General features: G+C 64.5%; 17 protein-coding genes. 12 read left to right on the top strand and 5 right to left on the bottom strand.

From position 1 onward, the window contains the following. Positions 1-35 precede the first annotated feature (35 nt). The 5 genes from MOE34_RS15195 (at position 36) to MOE34_RS15175 (ending at position 6,052) form a co-directional block, all read left to right on the top strand. Complete coding sequence (locus tag MOE34_RS15195; protein WP_242218167.1) at positions 36-1,040, top strand: ABC transporter permease; 1,005 nt, start codon at positions 36-38, stop codon at positions 1,038-1,040. Positions 1,041-1,101: 61 nt separating this feature from the next. Then, positions 1,102-2,052, top strand: coding sequence for a substrate-binding domain-containing protein (locus MOE34_RS15190; RefSeq protein ID WP_242218165.1), 951 nt, complete (start codon positions 1,102-1,104; stop codon positions 2,050-2,052). A gap of 173 nt (positions 2,053-2,225) precedes the next feature. Further along, on the top strand, positions 2,226-3,278 hold the full coding sequence (locus MOE34_RS15185) for a sugar phosphate isomerase/epimerase family protein (RefSeq protein WP_242218164.1): 1,053 nt from the start codon (positions 2,226-2,228) through the stop codon (positions 3,276-3,278). Between the two features lie 37 nt (positions 3,279-3,315). Beyond that, positions 3,316-4,500, top strand: a complete 1,185-nt coding sequence (locus MOE34_RS15180; RefSeq protein ID WP_242218162.1) for a Gfo/Idh/MocA family protein — start codon at positions 3,316-3,318, stop codon at positions 4,498-4,500. A 178-nt stretch (positions 4,501-4,678) separates the two neighbouring features. Continuing rightward, on the top strand, positions 4,679-6,052 hold the full coding sequence (locus MOE34_RS15175) for a GH1 family beta-glucosidase (RefSeq protein WP_242218160.1): 1,374 nt from the start codon (positions 4,679-4,681) through the stop codon (positions 6,050-6,052). 42 nt (positions 6,053-6,094) lie between these two features. On the opposite strand, the gene MOE34_RS15170 is transcribed toward MOE34_RS15175, so the two are convergent. Beyond that, the gene (locus MOE34_RS15170; RefSeq protein ID WP_242218158.1) at positions 6,095-7,033 is read right to left on the bottom strand and encodes a rhodanese-related sulfurtransferase; all 939 of its coding nucleotides are present in this window, start codon (positions 7,031-7,033) and stop codon (positions 6,095-6,097) included. Positions 7,034-7,082: 49 nt separating this feature from the next. Continuing rightward, complete coding sequence (locus MOE34_RS15165) at positions 7,083-7,568, bottom strand: CYTH domain-containing protein (protein ID WP_242218157.1); 486 nt, start codon at positions 7,566-7,568, stop codon at positions 7,083-7,085. 153 nt (positions 7,569-7,721) lie between these two features. Here MOE34_RS15165 and MOE34_RS15160 point away from each other — a divergent pair, with 153 nt between their 5' ends. The 4 genes from MOE34_RS15160 to MOE34_RS15145 all read left to right on the top strand — a co-directional run bounded on the left by MOE34_RS15160 (position 7,722) and on the right by MOE34_RS15145 (position 10,172). Continuing rightward, a complete protein-coding gene (locus tag MOE34_RS15160; protein ID WP_242218155.1) occupies positions 7,722-8,360 on the top strand; it encodes a 2-dehydro-3-deoxy-phosphogluconate aldolase in 639 nt (212 codons plus the stop codon). A gap of 125 nt (positions 8,361-8,485) precedes the next feature. Beyond that, positions 8,486-9,178, top strand: a complete 693-nt coding sequence (locus MOE34_RS15155) for a tellurite resistance TerB family protein (RefSeq protein WP_242218153.1) — start codon at positions 8,486-8,488, stop codon at positions 9,176-9,178. Positions 9,179-9,276: 98 nt separating this feature from the next. After that, positions 9,277-9,963 (top strand): GNAT family N-acetyltransferase, encoded by a 687-nt coding sequence (locus MOE34_RS15150; protein WP_242218151.1) that lies wholly within the window; start codon positions 9,277-9,279, stop codon positions 9,961-9,963. Then, positions 9,960-10,172, top strand: coding sequence for a hypothetical protein (locus tag MOE34_RS15145; RefSeq protein ID WP_242218147.1), 213 nt, complete (start codon positions 9,960-9,962; stop codon positions 10,170-10,172). Before MOE34_RS15150 ends, MOE34_RS15145 begins: the two co-directional genes overlap by 4 nt. A gap of 44 nt (positions 10,173-10,216) precedes the next feature. Here the strand turns inward: MOE34_RS15145 and MOE34_RS15140 are convergent, their stop codons facing one another. From MOE34_RS15140 to MOE34_RS15130, 3 genes are all read right to left on the bottom strand, one after another. After that, positions 10,217-11,203: a nickel/cobalt transporter gene (locus MOE34_RS15140; protein ID WP_242218145.1), complete on the bottom strand. Its 987-nt coding sequence runs from the start codon at positions 11,201-11,203 to the stop codon at positions 10,217-10,219. Beyond that, complete coding sequence (locus MOE34_RS15135) at positions 11,197-11,838, bottom strand: DUF1007 family protein (RefSeq protein ID WP_242218144.1); 642 nt, start codon at positions 11,836-11,838, stop codon at positions 11,197-11,199. The genes MOE34_RS15140 and MOE34_RS15135 overlap by 7 nt, the downstream gene beginning before the upstream one ends. Positions 11,839-11,912: 74 nt before the next feature. Next, positions 11,913-12,818 carry a LysR family transcriptional regulator gene (locus MOE34_RS15130; protein ID WP_242218143.1) on the bottom strand — a complete coding sequence of 302 codons (906 nt, stop codon included), beginning with the start codon at positions 12,816-12,818 and terminating at the stop codon, positions 11,913-11,915. Positions 12,819-13,401: 583 nt separating this feature from the next. Between MOE34_RS15130 and odc2 the strand changes: the two genes are divergently transcribed. From odc2 to MOE34_RS15115, 3 genes are all read left to right on the top strand, one after another. Then, on the top strand, positions 13,402-14,535 hold the full coding sequence (gene odc2 / locus MOE34_RS15125; RefSeq protein ID WP_242218142.1) for an ornithine/lysine decarboxylase: 1,134 nt from the start codon (positions 13,402-13,404) through the stop codon (positions 14,533-14,535). A gap of 89 nt (positions 14,536-14,624) precedes the next feature. After that, positions 14,625-15,212: a GNAT family N-acetyltransferase gene (locus tag MOE34_RS15120; RefSeq protein WP_242218141.1), complete on the top strand. Its 588-nt coding sequence runs from the start codon at positions 14,625-14,627 to the stop codon at positions 15,210-15,212. A gap of 228 nt (positions 15,213-15,440) precedes the next feature. Further along, on the top strand, positions 15,441-15,887 hold the full coding sequence (locus MOE34_RS15115; RefSeq protein ID WP_242218139.1) for a glyoxalase superfamily protein: 447 nt from the start codon (positions 15,441-15,443) through the stop codon (positions 15,885-15,887). The last annotated feature ends 8 nt before the right edge of the window (positions 15,888-15,895 follow it).

Here is a 15,895-nt window from a genome sequence, read left to right as displayed (position 1 = left end):
CGCCGCCAGCACAACGAATTACGTCGGGGACGAACATGACGGAAGACGCAGTCGAAACGAAGCCGCGGGGCCGAAGCTGGCGGGATGTGGACCTGAGGGCCGTCGCGCCCTTCGCCGCGCTCGCGCTGCTCCTCATCGTCGGCGCGCTGGTGAATCCCAATTTCATCGGGATCAACAATCTCGCCAATGTCGCGACGCGCAGCGCCTTCATCGCGATCATCGCGGTCGGCGCGACCTTCGTCATCTCCTCCGGCGACCTTGATCTCTCGGTCGGCTCGATGGTGGCTTTCGTCGCCTCGCTCATGATCCTCTTCATGAATTCCGGCGTGATCGCCGATCCCGCCCTGATGCTCGCCACCGCTGTCGTGCTGACGGTCGTCATCGGCGGGGCCTGCGGCCTTGCCAACGGTCTCATCACCACGGTCGGCAAGATCGAGCCGTTCATCGCCACGCTCGGCACGATGGGCATCTATCGCGGCCTCACCACCTGGCTTTCGCAGGGCGGCGCGATCACGCTGCGCGAGCCGGAATTGCAGGCGATGTATCGCCCGGCCTATTTCGGCTACATCCTCGGCGTGCCGGTGCCGATCGTCGTCATTCTCGTCGTCACGGCCATCGCCGCCTTTATCCTCTACCGTACGCGCTACGGCCGCCATGTCGTGGCGGTCGGCTCGAACAGCGATGTCGCGCGCTATTCCGGCATTCCGGTCAATCGCGTGCGCACCATCGCCTTCGTCATCCAGGGCCTGTGCGTCGCCATCGCCGTTCTGCTCTACGTGCCGCGCCTCGGTTCCACCTCGGCCACCACCGGCATCCTGTGGGAATTGCAGGCCATCACCGCGGTCGTCGTCGGCGGCACGGCGCTGAAGGGCGGGGCGGGGCGTGTCTGGGGTACGATCTGCGGCGCCTTCATTCTCGAACTGGTCGGCAACATCATGCTGCTCTCCAACTTCATCAGCGAATATCTGATCGGGGCCATCCAGGGCGCGATCATCATCATTGCGATGCTCGTCCAGCGTTCGCTGGTGCGGAAGTCGTAGGACTAACCGGGTCAACGGGTCGCCCGGTCACGGAAATAGACCTGCTTTTGGGAGGAAACTCATGCGCAAGAAACTTTTGGGCCTGACGGTCGCCGCCATGGCGCTCATCGCCGGCGCCGTTCATGCAGAAGACAAGAAGGTGACGATCGGCGTGTCGATCCCGGCCGCCGACCACGGCTGGACCTCCGGCGTCGTCTACCATGCCGAGCGCGTCGCCAAGCTCCTGATGGAGCGCAACCCGGGCCTCAACGTCATCGTCAAGACGTCGCCCGATCCGGCAAGCCAGGCGAACGCCGTGCAGGACCTCGAGACGCAGGGCATTGATGCGCTCGTCATCCTGCCGACCGACCCGGATCCGCTCGTCAACGCCATCAAGGAAGTCAAGGGCAAGGGCACCTTCGTCGCGCTCGTCGACCGTGCGCCGAGCACCAACGACAATTCCGTGCGTGACCTCTATGTCGCCGGCAACAACTTCGCCCTCGGCCAGACGGCCGGCGAATACATCAAGACCACGACGCCGAACGCCGAGGTCGTCGTCATCCGCGGCATGGCGATCCCGATCGACCAGGAACGCCAGGACGGCTTCGACAAGGGTATCGAAGGCTCGGGCATCAAGATTCTGGACCGCCAGTACGGCAACTGGAATCGCGACGACGCCTTCAAGGTCATGCAGGATTATCTGACCAAGTATCCGAAGATCGATGTCGTCTGGACCCAGGACGACGACATGGCCGTCGGCGTCCTCCAGGCCATCGAGCAGGCCGGCCGCACGGACATCCAGTATGTCGTGGCCGGCGCCGGCTCGAAGGACATGATCAAGAAGGTCATGGACGGCGACAAGATGATCCCGGTCGACGTGCTCTATCCGCCGGCGATGATCGGCACCGCGCTCGAGATGACCGCCGCCAACTTCTACAGCCAGGTTCCGGTCCGCGGCGTCTATACCATCGACGCCACGCTGGTGACGAAGGACAACGCGAAGGACTTCTACTTCCCGGATTCCCCGTTCTGATCTGACAAAGAACGCCGCCCGGGCTTGATCGCCCGGGCGGCTTCCGTTCGAAGCCGGCTTTTCACATTGCCGGGGCCTGCAAAGGCCTATAGCTTTCCACGCGCTGCGGTACGTACCGCAAAACATCATCGACTGGCCGCGTGATCGGTCAGCCCCATGGGAGGACGCCGAAAATGAAGACGATCAAAGGCCCCGGCCTGTTTCTCGCGCAGTTCGCGGGCGATGCCGCGCCGTTCAATTCCTGGGACGCGATCACCAAATGGGCGGCCGATATCGGCTACAAGGGCGTACAGGTCCCGAGCTGGGATGCGCGCCTCATCGACCTGAAGAAGGCGGCGGAATCCAAGGCCTATTGCGATGAATTCGCCGGCAAGGCGCGCGAGAACGGCGTCGAGATCACCGAGCTTTCCACGCATCTGCAGGGACAGCTCGTCGCCGTGCATCCCGCCTATGACGAGGCCTTCGACGGCTTTGCGGCGCCCGAAGTGCGCGGCAATCCGAAGGCCCGGCAGGCTTGGGCCGTCGAGCAGGTGAAGATGGCGCTGACGGCGTCGCGCAATCTCGGCCTCGATGCCATGGCCAGCTTCTCCGGCGCGCTCGCCTGGCCCTTCGTCTACCCCTGGCCGCAGCGTCCGGCCGGTCTCGTCGAGACGGCCTTCGACGAACTCGCGAAACGCTGGAAGCCGATCCTCGACCATGCCGAGGATAACGGCGTCGACATCTGCTACGAGATCCATCCGGGTGAGGACCTGCACGACGGCATCACCTATGAGATGTTCCTGGAGCGCACCGGCAACCATGCCCGCGCCTGCATGCTCTACGATCCCTCGCACTATGTCCTTCAGTGCCTCGACTATCTCGACAATATCGACATCTACAAGGACCGCATCCGCATGTTCCATGTGAAGGATGCCGAGTTCAACCCAACCGGCCGGCAGGGCGTCTATGGCGGCTACCAGGGCTGGGTCAACCGCGCCGGCCGCTTCCGCTCGCTCGGCGACGGCCAGGTCGATTTCGGCGCCGTCTTCTCCAAGATGGCCGCCAACGACTTTGCCGGCTGGGCCGTGGTCGAATGGGAATGCGCGCTGAAGCATCCGGAAGACGGCGCCCGCGAAGGGGCCGAATTCGTCAAGGCGCACATCATCCGCGTGACGGAAAAGGCCTTCGACGACTTTGCCGATGCCGGCACGGATGAGGCTGCCAACCGGCGCATGCTTGGGCTTTGAGGGTTGCCCCTCAAGAAACGTCAAGGAGGAACACCCAATGGCAATCGAAGGAAGCGCAAGCGAGGCGCGGGAGCGCCGCATCCGGCTCGGCATGGTGGGCGGCGGCTCGGGCGCGTTCATCGGCGCGGTGCACCGCATCGCCGCCCGGCTCGACGATCATTACGAACTTGTCGCCGGCGCGCTCTCGTCCTCGCCGGAAAAGGCGGAGCAGTCGGCCCGCGAACTCGGTCTCGACCCCTCGCGCAGCTACGGCAGCTTCAAGGAGATGGCGATCCGCGAGGCGAAGCTGAAGAACGGCATCGAGGCCGTGGCGATCGTCACGCCCAACCATGTGCATTACGAGGCCGCGAAGGAATTCCTGAAGCGCGGTATCCACGTCATTTGCGACAAGCCGCTGACCTCGACGCTGGCAGACGCCCGCAAGCTGAAGAAGCTGGCGGAAGAGAGCGATGCGCTCTTCGTGCTGACGCACAACTATACCGGCTATCCCATGGTTCGGCAGGCCCGCGAGATGGTCGCCAATGGTGAGCTTGGCGCGATCCGCCTCGTCCAGATGGAATATCCGCAGGACTGGCTGACCGAGGATATCGAGAGTAGCGGCCAGAAGCAGGCTTCCTGGCGCACCGACCCCACCAAATCCGGCGCGGGCGGCTCCACCGGCGATATCGGCACCCATGCCTACAATCTCGGCTGCTTCGTCTCCGGCCTCGAGCTGGAGGAGCTTGCCGCCGATCTCGACAGTTTCGTGCCAGGCCGCCGGCTCGACGACAACGCCCATGTCATGATGCGCTTCAAGGCGAAGGACGGCGTGCGTGCCAAGGGAACGCTTTGGTGCAGCCAGGTCGCGCCCGGCCATGAGAACGGCCTGAAGGTCCGCGTCTACGGTACCAAGGGCGGCCTCGAATGGGTACAGGCCGATCCGAACTATCTCTGGTACACGCCTTTCGGCGAGCCGAAGCGCCTGATCACCCGGGGCGGCGCAGGCTCCAGCCCCGCCGCCGCCCGCGTCAGCCGCGTGCCGTCCGGCCATCCGGAAGGCTATCTCGAAGGCTTCGCAAACATCTATTCCGAAGCCGCACGCGCGATCCATGCCAAGCGCAGCGGCGCGAAGCTCGATCCCGCCGTGACCTATCCGACCGTCGACGACGGTCTCAAGGGCATGCTGTTCGTCGATGCCTGCGTGCAGTCGTCGAAGAAGAATGGGGCCTGGGTGAAGGTGTAGGGTCATTGGCATCGCGATGAGAGAGGCCAGCCTCGCGGCTGGCCTCTTTGCGTTGGGGAATGGCGGTGCCGCAGGCATGGGAATCCGTTGCCGGCTGATTGACTTTTTCTGTAGTGGCGTTACTGCAACGTTGCAGATGCCCGTTATCCGGCAAACTCCCTCAAGGCAGAGAAGACCGATGATCGATCCCAAGACCCTCGCCGAACGCTTCCCCGGCGACTTCCTCTTCGGCGTGGCGACCGCCGCGTTCCAGATCGAGGGCGCGGCGAAGATGGATGGCCGCAAGCCGTCGATCTGGGATGCCTTCTCCAACATGCCGGGCCGCGTCTACGGCCGGCATAACGGCGATGTCGCCTGCGATCACTACAACCGGCTGGAGGAAGACCTCGACCTCATCAAGTCGCTCGGCGTCGAGGCCTATCGCTTCTCCATCGCCTGGCCGCGCATCGTGCCCGAGGGTACCGGGCCGGTGAACGAGAAGGGGCTGGATTTCTACGATCGTCTCGTCGACGGCTTGAAGGCCCGCGGGATCAAGGCCTATGCCACGCTTTACCATTGGGACCTGCCGCTGATGCTGGCGGGGGAGGGGGGCTGGACGGCTCGGCAGACGGCCTACGCCTTCCAGCGCTACGCCAAGACCGTCATCGCCCGGCTCGGCGACCGGCTGGATGCGGTGGCGACCTTCAACGAACCGTGGTGCTCCGTCTGGCTGAGCCATCTCTACGGCATCCATGCGCCGGGCGAGCGCAGCATGGATGCGGCGCTGCACGCCCTGCATTTCACCAACCTCGCCCATGGCCTCGGCGTTTCGGCCATCCGCGCCGAGCGGCCGGACTTGCCCGTCGGCCTCGTGCTGAACGCCCATTCGATCTATCCGGGCAGCGACAGCCCGGCGGACAAAGCTGCCGCCGACCGGGCCTTCGATTTCCACAACGGTGTCTTCTTCGGCCCGGTCTTCAAGGGCGCGTATCCGGAAAGCTTCCTCTCCGCCCTCGGCCACCGCATGCCCGCCATCGAACCCGGCGACATGGAGACGATTGCCCAGCCGCTCGACTGGTGGGGCCTCAACTATTACACGCCCATGCGCGTTGCCGACGATCCGGCCGAGGCCGCGGAGTTTCCGGCGACGGTACCGGCCCCGCCGGTGGCGGATATCAAGACGGATATCGGCTGGGAGGTCTACGCTCCCGCGCTCGGCGACCTCATCCGCAAGCTCAATGCCGACTATGCGCTGCCGGATTGCTACATCACGGAAAACGGCGCCTGCTACAATATGGGCGTGGAGAACGGCACGGTGGATGACCAGCCGCGCCTCGACTACATCGCCGAGCATCTCGGCGTGACGGCGGACCTCATCAGCGAGGGCTATCCGATGCGCGGCTATTTCGCCTGGAGCCTCATGGACAATTTCGAATGGGCGGAAGGCTATCGCATGCGCTTCGGCATCGTGCATGTCGATTACGAGACGCAGGTGCGCACGGTGAAGAAGAGTGGCCATTGGTACGGCGCGCTGGCGGGGCAGTTCCCGAAGGGCAATCATCGCGCGGGCTGAGCATGCGTGGGTGCTGGTAGGCGGATGAGGGGCTTTTCGCCCCTACTTCCCCAGATGCCGCTCGCCGCGCTCCCGGGCAAGGTCCATCTGCTTTTGCCTCTGGCGGAAGCGCATCCGGTCTTCCTCGCTGCGCTCGCCGTGGCAATGCGGGCAGGAGACGCCGGCTTCGTAGAGCGGGGAGGTGATTTCCTCGGCGGTCAGTGGATGGCGGCAGGCGCGGCACAGCTTGTGCTCGCCTTCCTCCAGGCCATGCAGCACGGAGACACGCTCGTCGAAGACGAAGCAGGCGCCTTCCCACAGGCTTTCCTCCGGCGGTACTTCCTCCAGATATTTCAGGATGCCGCCCTTGAGGTGGTAGACCTCCTCGAAACCCTCAGCCTTCATGAAGGCGGTCGCCTTCTCGCAGCGGATGCCGCCGGTGCAGTACATGGCGATCTTCGGCTTGTTGTGCAGGCCGGTGTTCTGGCGAACCCATTCCGGAAACTCGCGGAAGGTCTTGGTGTTCGGATCGACCGCGCCCTTGAACATGCCGATGGCCGTCTCGTAGTCGTTGCGCGTGTCGATGAGGATGGTGCCCGGATCGCTGATCAGCGCGTTCCAGTCCTCGGGCGCTACATAGGTGCCGACGGAGCGGTTGGGGTCGATGTCCTCGACGCCCATGGTGACGATCTCCTTCTTCAGCCGCACCTTCATGCGCAGGAAGGGCATTTCGCTCGCCCAGCTTTCCTTGTGCTCCAGCGCGGAGAATTCCGGCTGGCGGCGCAGGAAAGAAAGCACGGTGCGGATGCCGTCCGCCGGTCCCGCAATGGTGCCGTTGATGCCCTCATGGGCCAGCAGCAGCGTGCCGCGCACATCATATTCCTCGCAGAGCGACTGCAGGGGCGCGCGCAGTTCCGCGAAATGCGGAACCGAAACGAAATGATAGAGCGCGGCGACCAGGAAGCCGTCGGTCTCGTTGGGCGAGGAGAACGTGTTTGTCATGGCCGCCACATACAGCTTCGGCGCATTTCAGGCAATGCGGCGTAGCGGCTCAGGCGAGCTGGCGCAGGCTTGCGCCGTTGCTGAAGCCGAGCGCCATGGACTGGTTGGAATACTGGCTTTCGCCTGTCACTTCCCGGCCCACCCAGTTGGGCATATCCGGCTCGTCATGGATGGAGGACAGTTCGACCTCGGCGATCACGAGGCCGCGATGGACGCCGTCATAGACGTCGATCTCCCAGACATGACCCTCGTGCGCCACCTTGTAGCGCACCTTCTCGATCACGTTGCCGATGGCATGGCGCAGCATGTCCTCGGCCTCGTCGCGGTCGATATCGAATTCGTATTCGTCACGCACGAGCGCGGTATGGCCGACCTTGAGGGTGATGCGCGCGCGCCCGTCGCCATAGATGCGAACCCGGAGAGACCGGTCGTCCTGTGCCACGACATAGGCCTGCCGTATGGCGATCCCCTCGTCCGCGAAGGTGCGCCACCGCTGGCCCGACACCAGGAACTTCCGCTCGATCTCTTTTGCCATAGGCATGCTTTCGCTGTTGGAGATGGGCTTGGGCGAGGGGCACACTACACGATAAGTGTGTCATGACAAGGCCATGAATCGCGTATCAGTCTCGACAGAACGTCGCGGACGCGGTATTCCCCTCTCAATTCAATCGTTTTAAAAGGTCGTGCCATGAGCGAGAAAAACGCCAAGCTCCTTTCGGTCCTGAAGCTGCAGCCGGTCGTTCCGGTGCTCGTCATCGACGACGTCAAGACGGCGGTTCCGCTGGCGCGCGCGCTGGTGGCTGGTGGCCTGAAGGCGATCGAGATCACCCTGCGCACCACGGCGGCGCTGGAGGCGATCCGCGCCGTCGCCAACGAGGTGGAAGGCGCCGTCGCCGGGGCCGGCACCATTCTCAATGCCGCGCAGTTCGAGGCGGCGGTCGAGGCCGGCTCACAGTTCATCGTCAGCCCGGGCACCACGCAGGAACTGATCGATGCCGCAGCAGAAAGTGGCATTCCGCTGCTACCCGGTGCGGCCACCGCGAGCGAAGTCATGGGCCTTCGCGAAGAGGGCTATCAGGTCATGAAGTTCTTCCCGGCCGAACAGGCCGGCGGTGCCGCCTATCTCAAGTCGCTGTCCTCGCCGCTCGCCGGCACGCTGTTCTGCCCGACGGGCGGCATCTCGCTGTCGAACGCCCGCGACTACCTCTCGCTGCCGAACGTCGTGTGCGTCGGCGGTTCGTGGGTCGCACCGAAGGAACTGGTCGCCAAGGGCGACTGGGCGGGCATCGAGAAGCTCGCCGCGGAAGCCGCCGCCCTCAAGGGCTGAGACGGTTCAACGGATTTGCAAGCGGGCGGCCTTCGGTCGCCCGTTATGCGTTTGTAATTTGGAAAGGGCGTTCCTATCTTGCCTTGCAGCCGGCCCCTGCCGCGCGGGACAAAACGGAGACGCCCATGTTTGACGCCAAGAAATTGCTCGACCAGTTCCTCGGTTCGCAGGTGCCCGGCGCGGGCGGGACCGTGCGCGATCGCGCCGGTCAGGTCACCCAGCTCGCCAAGGACAATCCGCTCGCCAGCATCGCAATTGCCGGCGTGCTGCTCGGCACGGACGGCGGGCGCAAGGTCGCCGGCTCGGCGCTGAAGATCGGCAGCCTTGCCGCCATCGCCGGCCTCGGCTACCAGGCCTACAAGAATTACCGTGACGGCCAGAACCCGGCCGAGACCGCTCAGGCCGGCACGCCCGAACTCCTGCCGCCACCGGCCGATTCCGGCTTCCATCCCGAAGCCGTCAGCACCGATTTCGCCCTCATCCTCGTCCGCGCCATGATCGCCGCCTCCCGCGCTGACGGTCATATCGACGACGCCGAACGCGCCCGCATCATGGACAAGCTCAAGGTTTCCGGCCTCGGCGCGGATGCCGCGCAGTTCCTCGAACAGGAGCTTGCGAACCCCGTCGATCTCGATGCGATCGTCGCGGCCGCGACGACCGAGGAACAGCGCGTCGAACTCTATACCGCCTCGCGCCTCGCCATCGAGCCGGAAACGCGCGCCGAGCGTGGCTATCTCGATCTGCTCGCCGGCCGCCTCGGCCTTGCAGATGCACTGGTCGACCATATCGAGGCGACGGTTTCCGCCGCCAAGGTTTGACAGTCGTCAGGGAGCGGCCGAACGCCGCTCCCCGCTTTGCCGATTGCTTCGGCTCGCCGGCTGCTCTATCCCTTCGGCAGGACCGAAGGAGGATTTTCATGCGCGATCTCAAGGACTGGAAGGGTTGCCCGTCGCCGGCGCCCGTGGCGCTCGAAGGCCGTACCGTGCGCATCGAACCCTATGATCGCGAAAGGCATCTCCAGCCTCTCTGGGACGCCTTCGGCGGCATGGGCATCAATCCGCTGCTGCGCTATTTCGCACAGGCCGATTTCACCGGCATCGAAGGCTTCGACACTTGGTCGGAAGGCGCGATCAAATCGGGCTGGGTGCGTGAGGTGATCGTCGACAAGGCGAGCGGCAAGCCGGTCGGCATGGCGCATTACATGCGGCCGGATCCTGCCAACGGCGTCGTCGAGATCGGCGGCATCGCCCATGGCGGCGGCATGTCGCGCTCGCCGCTCTCCACCGAGGCGCAGTACCTGCTCGCCAAGCACGTCTTCGAGGACCTCGGTTATCGCCGCTACGAGTGGAAGTGCCACAATGACAATGCGGCCAGCAAGCGCACGGCCACCCGCCTCGGCTTCACCTTCGAGGGCGTCTTCCGCCAGCACATGCTCTCCAAGGGCGAGAACCGCGACACCGCCTGGTTCTCGATCATCGACAGCGAATGGCCGGCGCTCGACAAGGCGTTCGCCGCCTGGCTGTCGCCCGATAATTTCGATGCCGAGGGCAACCAGAAGCGCAGGCTCGAGGATATCCGCGCGGAACTGGCGGGCGCCCAATGAGCGAGGACGGCAAGGGCAAGTCGGCGGCGATTGCCGCGCTTTTCATTCTGTTCGGCACGGGCATCGTGTTCTATTTCCTGCCGCGCGTCATGATCGCGCTCGGCGACGTCTCGCCCTGGCTGGCCGGCGTGTTCGGTACGCTGCTGGTGCTAGGCTTCTTCCTGTTGTTCTGGCTGCGGGCGCGCTACCAGCGGAACCGGGAAGGCTAGAGCATTTCCAGCCGAAGCGGGATCGCTTCGGCGTCGGAAATGCTCTAGGCCTGTAGCGCCGCGCCCAGCAGCAGCAATCCGAGAACCATCACCAGTGCAGCGCCGCCGATCTCTATGGCGGTGCCGACCCGTTGCGCCGCCGAGCCATTGCCGGCGAAGCGCACGGCCGCGCCCTTGGCGGTGACGGCGAGCGTGGCGAGAATGGAGACGGTGATGGCCGTGCCGATGGACATGGCGAGGACCGCGAGCATGCCGCCGAGATAAAGCCCGTTCAGCAGGGCGAAGCTCAGGACGATCAGTGCACCCGAGCAGGGGCGAAGCCCCACGGCGACGATGGCGGACCAGGCCTCGCGGAGTGCGAAACGGTCGCCTTTCAAGAGCGCCGGGTCCGGCGCATGGGCGTGGCCGCAGGTCGCGCAGACCTCGCCGGCATGGTGGTGATGTCCGTGCACCTCGACGGCCGAGATGCCGAGCGTGGAGGCGGGCCGCGCCGCCACTGGCCGCAGCTTCTTGTACAGCAGCCATGCGCCGAAGAGGGCGATGAGCGCGTAGCTGCCGATTTCGAGCGCCCTTGTGGCGTCGGTCATCGAAACCGTGGTGCCACGCAGGAAGAGATAGGCCGCGCCGACGAGCAAGATGGCGACGATGCCCTGCAGGATCGAGGACAGGAAGGAGAGCAGCACGCCGCGCTTCAGCTCCAGCTCGTTCGCCAGCATGTAGGAGGAGATGACGGCCTTGCCGTGGCCGGGGCCGGCCGCGTGGAAGACGCCATAGGCGAAGGAAAGGCCGACGAGCGTCGAGGCCGCCCACGGGGTCTCGCGCATGTCCTTCAGCGCGCCGGTCATCAGGCGATAGAAGCCCTGTTGCTGCGCATTGATCCAGGCAAAAAGGCCGCCGAAGGTGCCGGTCGTGTTGAAGCCCGGCTCGGCCGAGCCGATGCCGAGCGGGGACTGGGCATGGGCGAAGGTCGCAATGGAGGCGGCGGCAAGCGTGAGGGCGACCAGGGCGACGGCGCGGTCGCGGGTCAGCATGTCAGCTCCAGCCGGGTCGCGAAGAGTTTCGACATGTCGGTGCCGGACGGATCGTCGAAGAAGGCGTCCGTCAGGCTGTCCTGGTTCTGGGCGAGCACCTCGTCCGGGTCGGGCCGCACGACCGCGCGCTTGCAGGCGGCGAACTTGTCGCCGATGGCGACGAGGTCGTCGTCGGAGGCGAAATCCATCGCCGCATACATGGTGGGATCGTAGACGCCGAAGGTGAGCTTGCCCTTGAGCGGCATGACCTCGCCGGGCTTCACCGTGAAGAACATCAGGAGCTGGCCGTCCTTGAAGTCGACGTTGATCGCGTCGGGCTTGCCGACTTTCACGGTTTTCCCGTCCTCGGTGATCGTCGTGTAGTAGCTGAATTCCTCCAGCGATTCGAGCACGGTCTTGCCGACCTCGGCAAGCTCGTCCGGGTCGAGCTGGGCGTTGCTGTTCTTGTCGAAATCCATGACGACGCTGGCCGAGAACATCTCGTCGAAACGCCAGACATTGCGCAATTCGCTGATCGTGCCGTCCTCGCCGGCCACCACTTCCAGCCGCGCCTGCGCGAAGATATGCGGATGGGCGAAGGCCACGGCCGGGGCGAAGAGGGCCGCTCCGGCAATCAGGCAAGGCAGGAAGCGCATGGATTTCGGTCCTCTCGGGCGGGCGTGAATCAGCGGTCTGAATGTACGGCAAATAGGCCGGAATTGGGACCGTGTCAGGCTTCGATGCCGGGATGGCGGCGGAACCAGGCGTGCAGGAAATCGACGAAGGTGCGCACTTTCGCGGGCAGGTAGCGGCGATGCGGATAGATCGCGTAGATGCCGCGGTCGGTCGGCAGGTAATCCTCGAGGATAGAGACGATCCTGCCCGATTCGAGGCAGGAGCGCGCGATGAAGGCCGGAACCTGCGCAACGCCGAGGCCGCTTGCGGCGGCGCGCACGGCGGCCGTCGGGCTGTTGACCTCGATATGGCCGCCCACCGGTACGGAGAAGCCTGCGCCCTTCTCGTCCACGAAGCGCCAGTTGCTGTGCGACTTGCCGTTGGTGTCGATGATGCAGGGCAGGCGGGCGAGGTCGCTCGGATGCCGGATCGGGCCGACACGCTCGAGGAAGTCCTGCGTCACGCAGATCTTGAGATAGAAATCGCCGAGCTTGCGTGCGATGAGGGCTGAATCCTCCAGCCGCGTGATGCGGATGGCGACGTCGAAGCCTTCCTCGACCAGATCGACGAAGCGGTCGTCCGAGACGATCTCCAGCGAAAGTTCGGGATGCTCCTTGCCGAAATCGATGAGCGACTGGCCGATATCGGCATCGACGAAGGTGCGCGGGGCGGAAACCTTCAGCTTGCCGCGCAGGTCCGTGTTCTTCTCGCGCACTAGATCGGCAAGGTTGTCGATCTCCTTCAGGATGTCAGAGGCGGTGCGGTAATAGGTGTGGCCCGGTTCGGTCATGGAGAACTGGCGGGTGGTACGGTTGAGCAGCAGCGTGCCCAGCTCGTCCTCCAGCTCGCGCACATATTTGGACAGGAGCGCCTTGGACCGGCCGGTCTTGCGCGAAGCGGCGGAGAAGCCTTCGGCATCGACCACGTCGATGAAGGCCCGGATTCGGGTCAGTGTATCCATATGTCCCCACTTGAATGGCACGCCGCCGTTCTGGCCTGCGTGCGTCCGGCGTCTGGGGCGCCGGTGCAAAGAGATGTGTCGAAAACCAGTTCCGCGAATGTCGTGGCTCACGGAATATTTTCAATAGTCAAATTCAAAAAACCTCTTGATTACGACAGCGATTCTTCTTATCTCCGCGCTTGCCCAAAGTCGCACGTGCCTGTGGGTGTCCGCCGACCCTCGATTTGGTGAGGATCATCGGTAAGGTACCTGGAACTAACCGCTCCAGTCGCTATTCCGGCCAACCGGGAAATGCGAGGACATCTTGAAGCAACGACGGTGCGGGCCTTTCTGGTGTCTGCCGGCTTTCCATCAGCCGGGGTTACTGAAGAGGCACACCTTCATTGCCGGAAGTGCGGTCGGGTTTCCCACCAATCCATGGCAGACAAAGCGAATTGAAGCCTAGGCGGGCTTTGGTTCACCGTTCGCGCATTTGCGCATGCTTGGTTCCGGGGTCTCCACCGGCTGGTTCCATAGCGTTGCCGCATCTGCCCTTTGTCCTCTGGGTTTTGCCCGGAGCAACCTGGATATGGGGAATACCGAGATGGCTTCTGCACGTATTATCGACTTTCTGAACACCCGACGTCCCGACGGCCCGTGCCTCGTGGTCGACCTCGATGTCGTGCGTGACAACTTCAAGGCCTTCCGCCATGCGCTGCCCGACAGCGCGATCTACTATGCCGTGAAGGCCAATCCTGCGCCGGAAATCCTGCGCCTGCTCGCCAGCATGGGCTCCAATTTCGATTGCGCGTCCGTCGCCGAAATCGAAATGGCGCTCGACGCCGGCGCGACCGCTTCGCGCATCTCCTTCGGCAACACGATCAAGAAGGAACGCGACGTCGCCAAGGCGCATGCGCTCGGCGTCTCGCTCTTCGCCGTCGACAGCCATGAGGAAGTCGAGAAGATCTCGCGCGCCGCTCCCGGCGCCCGCGTGTTCTGCCGCGTCCTGACGGATGGCGAAGGCGCCGAATGGCCGCTGTCGCGCAAGTTCGGCTGCGTGCCGCAGATGGCCGTCGACGTGCTCGTCTACGCGCATCAGCTCGGCCTGACGTCCTACGGCGTCTCGTTCCATGTCGGCTCGCAGATGACGAAGCTCGACGCCTGGGATTCGGCCCTCGCCGATGCCAAGCGCGTCTTCGTGCAGCTTGCCAAGCAGGGCATCGAGCTGAAGATGGTCAACATGGGCGGCGGCTTCCCGACGAAGTACCTGCGCGACGTGCCCTCGGCCGAAGCCTATGGCAAGGCGATCTTCGGGGCGCTGAAGAAGCACTTCGGCAACCAGATCCCGGAAACCATCATCGAGCCGGGCCGCGGCATGGTCGGCAATGCCGGTGTGATCAAGGCGGAAGTCGTCCTCGTCTCGAAGAAGTCGGACAACGACAACCACCGCTGGGTCTTCCTCGACATCGGCAAGTTCGGCGGCCTTGCCGAAACCATGGACGAGGCGATCCGCTACCCGATCCGCACCGAGCGCGACCAGGACGAAATGGAGTCCTGCGTGCTCGCCGGCCCGACCTGCGATTCGGCCGACGTGATGTACGAGAAGAACATGTACCCGCTGCCGGTCACCCTTTCGATCGGCGACGAGGTTCTGATCGAAGGCACCGGTGCCTATACGACGACCTACTCGGCCGTCGCCTTCAACGGCTTCGAGCCGCTCAAGGCCTACGTCATCTGACGACCGGGCGCTCCCGTCCCTGCGGGAGCGCCAGCTTCACAATCAGTTTTCGATACCGTTTGAATCGGTTTTGAGTTCGGGAGGCCAAGATGGCCACTGTTCTTGATTCTGTCCGCGCGTTCTTCGCGCATGCCGCCTTCACCATCGACCAGGAAAACGCCGGCGATATCGTCGCGCGCGAGCGTTTGCTCGACCGCGTCATGGGCGAGGCCCGCTTCCGCAAGTCCTCGGAAAAGCTGCGCCGCAACCGCCTGCCGGCGGAAGGCCTCGCGCTCGTGGCCCATGATGCCGACGGCCATGTCATCGGCACCGTGCGCCTCTGGAATGTCGAGGCGGGCGTGGATGCCGACGGCAATGCCGTGCCGGCCTTGCTGCTCGGCCCGCTCGCTGTCGATTGCGAGCATGAGGGCAAGGGCATCGGCGGCGCGCTGATGCGTGCGGCGATCACCGAGGCACGCGACCGTGGACACGGCGCGGTGCTGCTCGTGGGCGATCCGGAATATTACGAGCGCTTCGGCTTCTTTGCCGACAAGGCGCGCCATTTCGTCATGCCCGGTCCCTTCGAGCGCCGCCGCTTCCTGGCGCTGGAACTGAAGGAAGGCTGGCTGGACGGTGCGGCCGGCATGCTTGTCGCCAGCGGCCGCCGCTTTTCTGCGGAGCGGCGCAAGGCGGCGTGAAGTCGACAAGGAGGGGCCGGCGTTGAGTGGCCCCTTCCGTGCGTGCCCGATTTGACATCGCCGCCGCGAATGACTATGTGCGGGGCAAGGGTGAGGACCCCTGCCGTCCGCGAGCGCAAGCTTTGGTGAAGTTCCTCCCAGATGATCGGTCTTCCAGCATCACGCATGCGAACCGGTGGCAATGCGGACTCCCTCCGAAACGACGCATGCCATGACTGGAGTTCCGACATGCGTCCATCCTCGACGCCCCTACCATCCCTCGATGCCCTGAAGGACCAGGCGAAGCGGCTGCGCGCGCGCTTTTCCTCCGAGGGACAGGATATCTCTCATTCCCGCGCGCTTGAACTCATCGCCGCGCAATACGGCTTCCGCGACTGGAATACGCTGCATGCCGCGGTGGGCAACCGGCCACCGTTCGATCCGTGGATGCTCGGCTCGCGGGTGCGTGGCCACTATCTCGGCCAGCCGTTCGATGCCGAAGTCCTCGGCATCCAGGCGGTGACCAGCCAGCCCGGCCGCTACCGCATGACGCTGCATTTCGACGAGCCGGTGGATGTCGTCACCTTCGACAGCTTCTCGGCCTTCCGCCAGCGCGTGAGCTGCACCATCGACGAGACGGGGCGGACGGTCGAGAAGACCTCGAACGGCCGGCCGCATCTGGAGCTGGAATGGTGAAAAAGGGG

It is taken from the genome of Shinella zoogloeoides (assembly GCF_022682305.1).
GTDB classification, from domain to species: domain Bacteria; phylum Pseudomonadota; class Alphaproteobacteria; order Rhizobiales; family Rhizobiaceae; genus Shinella; species Shinella zoogloeoides_B.
The sequence above is the reverse complement of the archived record's forward strand: the minus strand, read 5'-3'. Positions and strand labels throughout refer to the sequence as shown.

Excerpts from the sequence above, each read along its gene's own strand:
- MOE34_RS15195 (WP_242218167.1), top strand. The coding sequence starts at position 36 with ATGACGGAAGACGCAGTCGAAACGAAGCCGCGGGGCCGAAGCTGGCGG.
- MOE34_RS15190 (WP_242218165.1), top strand. The coding sequence starts at position 1,102 with ATGCGCAAGAAACTTTTGGGCCTGACGGTCGCCGCCATGGCGCTCATC.
- MOE34_RS15185 (WP_242218164.1), top strand. The coding sequence starts at position 2,226 with ATGAAGACGATCAAAGGCCCCGGCCTGTTTCTCGCGCAGTTCGCGGGC.
- MOE34_RS15180 (WP_242218162.1), top strand. The coding sequence starts at position 3,316 with ATGGCAATCGAAGGAAGCGCAAGCGAGGCGCGGGAGCGCCGCATCCGG.
- MOE34_RS15175 (WP_242218160.1), top strand. The coding sequence starts at position 4,679 with ATGATCGATCCCAAGACCCTCGCCGAACGCTTCCCCGGCGACTTCCTC.
- MOE34_RS15170 (WP_242218158.1), bottom strand. The coding sequence starts at position 7,033 with ATGACAAACACGTTCTCCTCGCCCAACGAGACCGACGGCTTCCTGGTC.
- MOE34_RS15165 (WP_242218157.1), bottom strand. The coding sequence starts at position 7,568 with ATGGCAAAAGAGATCGAGCGGAAGTTCCTGGTGTCGGGCCAGCGGTGG.
- MOE34_RS15160 (WP_242218155.1), top strand. The coding sequence starts at position 7,722 with ATGAGCGAGAAAAACGCCAAGCTCCTTTCGGTCCTGAAGCTGCAGCCG.
- MOE34_RS15155 (WP_242218153.1), top strand. The coding sequence starts at position 8,486 with ATGTTTGACGCCAAGAAATTGCTCGACCAGTTCCTCGGTTCGCAGGTG.
- MOE34_RS15150 (WP_242218151.1), top strand. The coding sequence starts at position 9,277 with ATGCGCGATCTCAAGGACTGGAAGGGTTGCCCGTCGCCGGCGCCCGTG.
- MOE34_RS15145 (WP_242218147.1), top strand. The coding sequence starts at position 9,960 with ATGAGCGAGGACGGCAAGGGCAAGTCGGCGGCGATTGCCGCGCTTTTC.
- MOE34_RS15140 (WP_242218145.1), bottom strand. The coding sequence starts at position 11,203 with ATGCTGACCCGCGACCGCGCCGTCGCCCTGGTCGCCCTCACGCTTGCC.
- MOE34_RS15135 (WP_242218144.1), bottom strand. The coding sequence starts at position 11,838 with ATGCGCTTCCTGCCTTGCCTGATTGCCGGAGCGGCCCTCTTCGCCCCG.
- MOE34_RS15130 (WP_242218143.1), bottom strand. The coding sequence starts at position 12,818 with ATGGATACACTGACCCGAATCCGGGCCTTCATCGACGTGGTCGATGCC.
- odc2 (WP_242218142.1), top strand. The coding sequence starts at position 13,402 with ATGGCTTCTGCACGTATTATCGACTTTCTGAACACCCGACGTCCCGAC.
- MOE34_RS15120 (WP_242218141.1), top strand. The coding sequence starts at position 14,625 with ATGGCCACTGTTCTTGATTCTGTCCGCGCGTTCTTCGCGCATGCCGCC.
- MOE34_RS15115 (WP_242218139.1), top strand. The coding sequence starts at position 15,441 with ATGCGTCCATCCTCGACGCCCCTACCATCCCTCGATGCCCTGAAGGAC.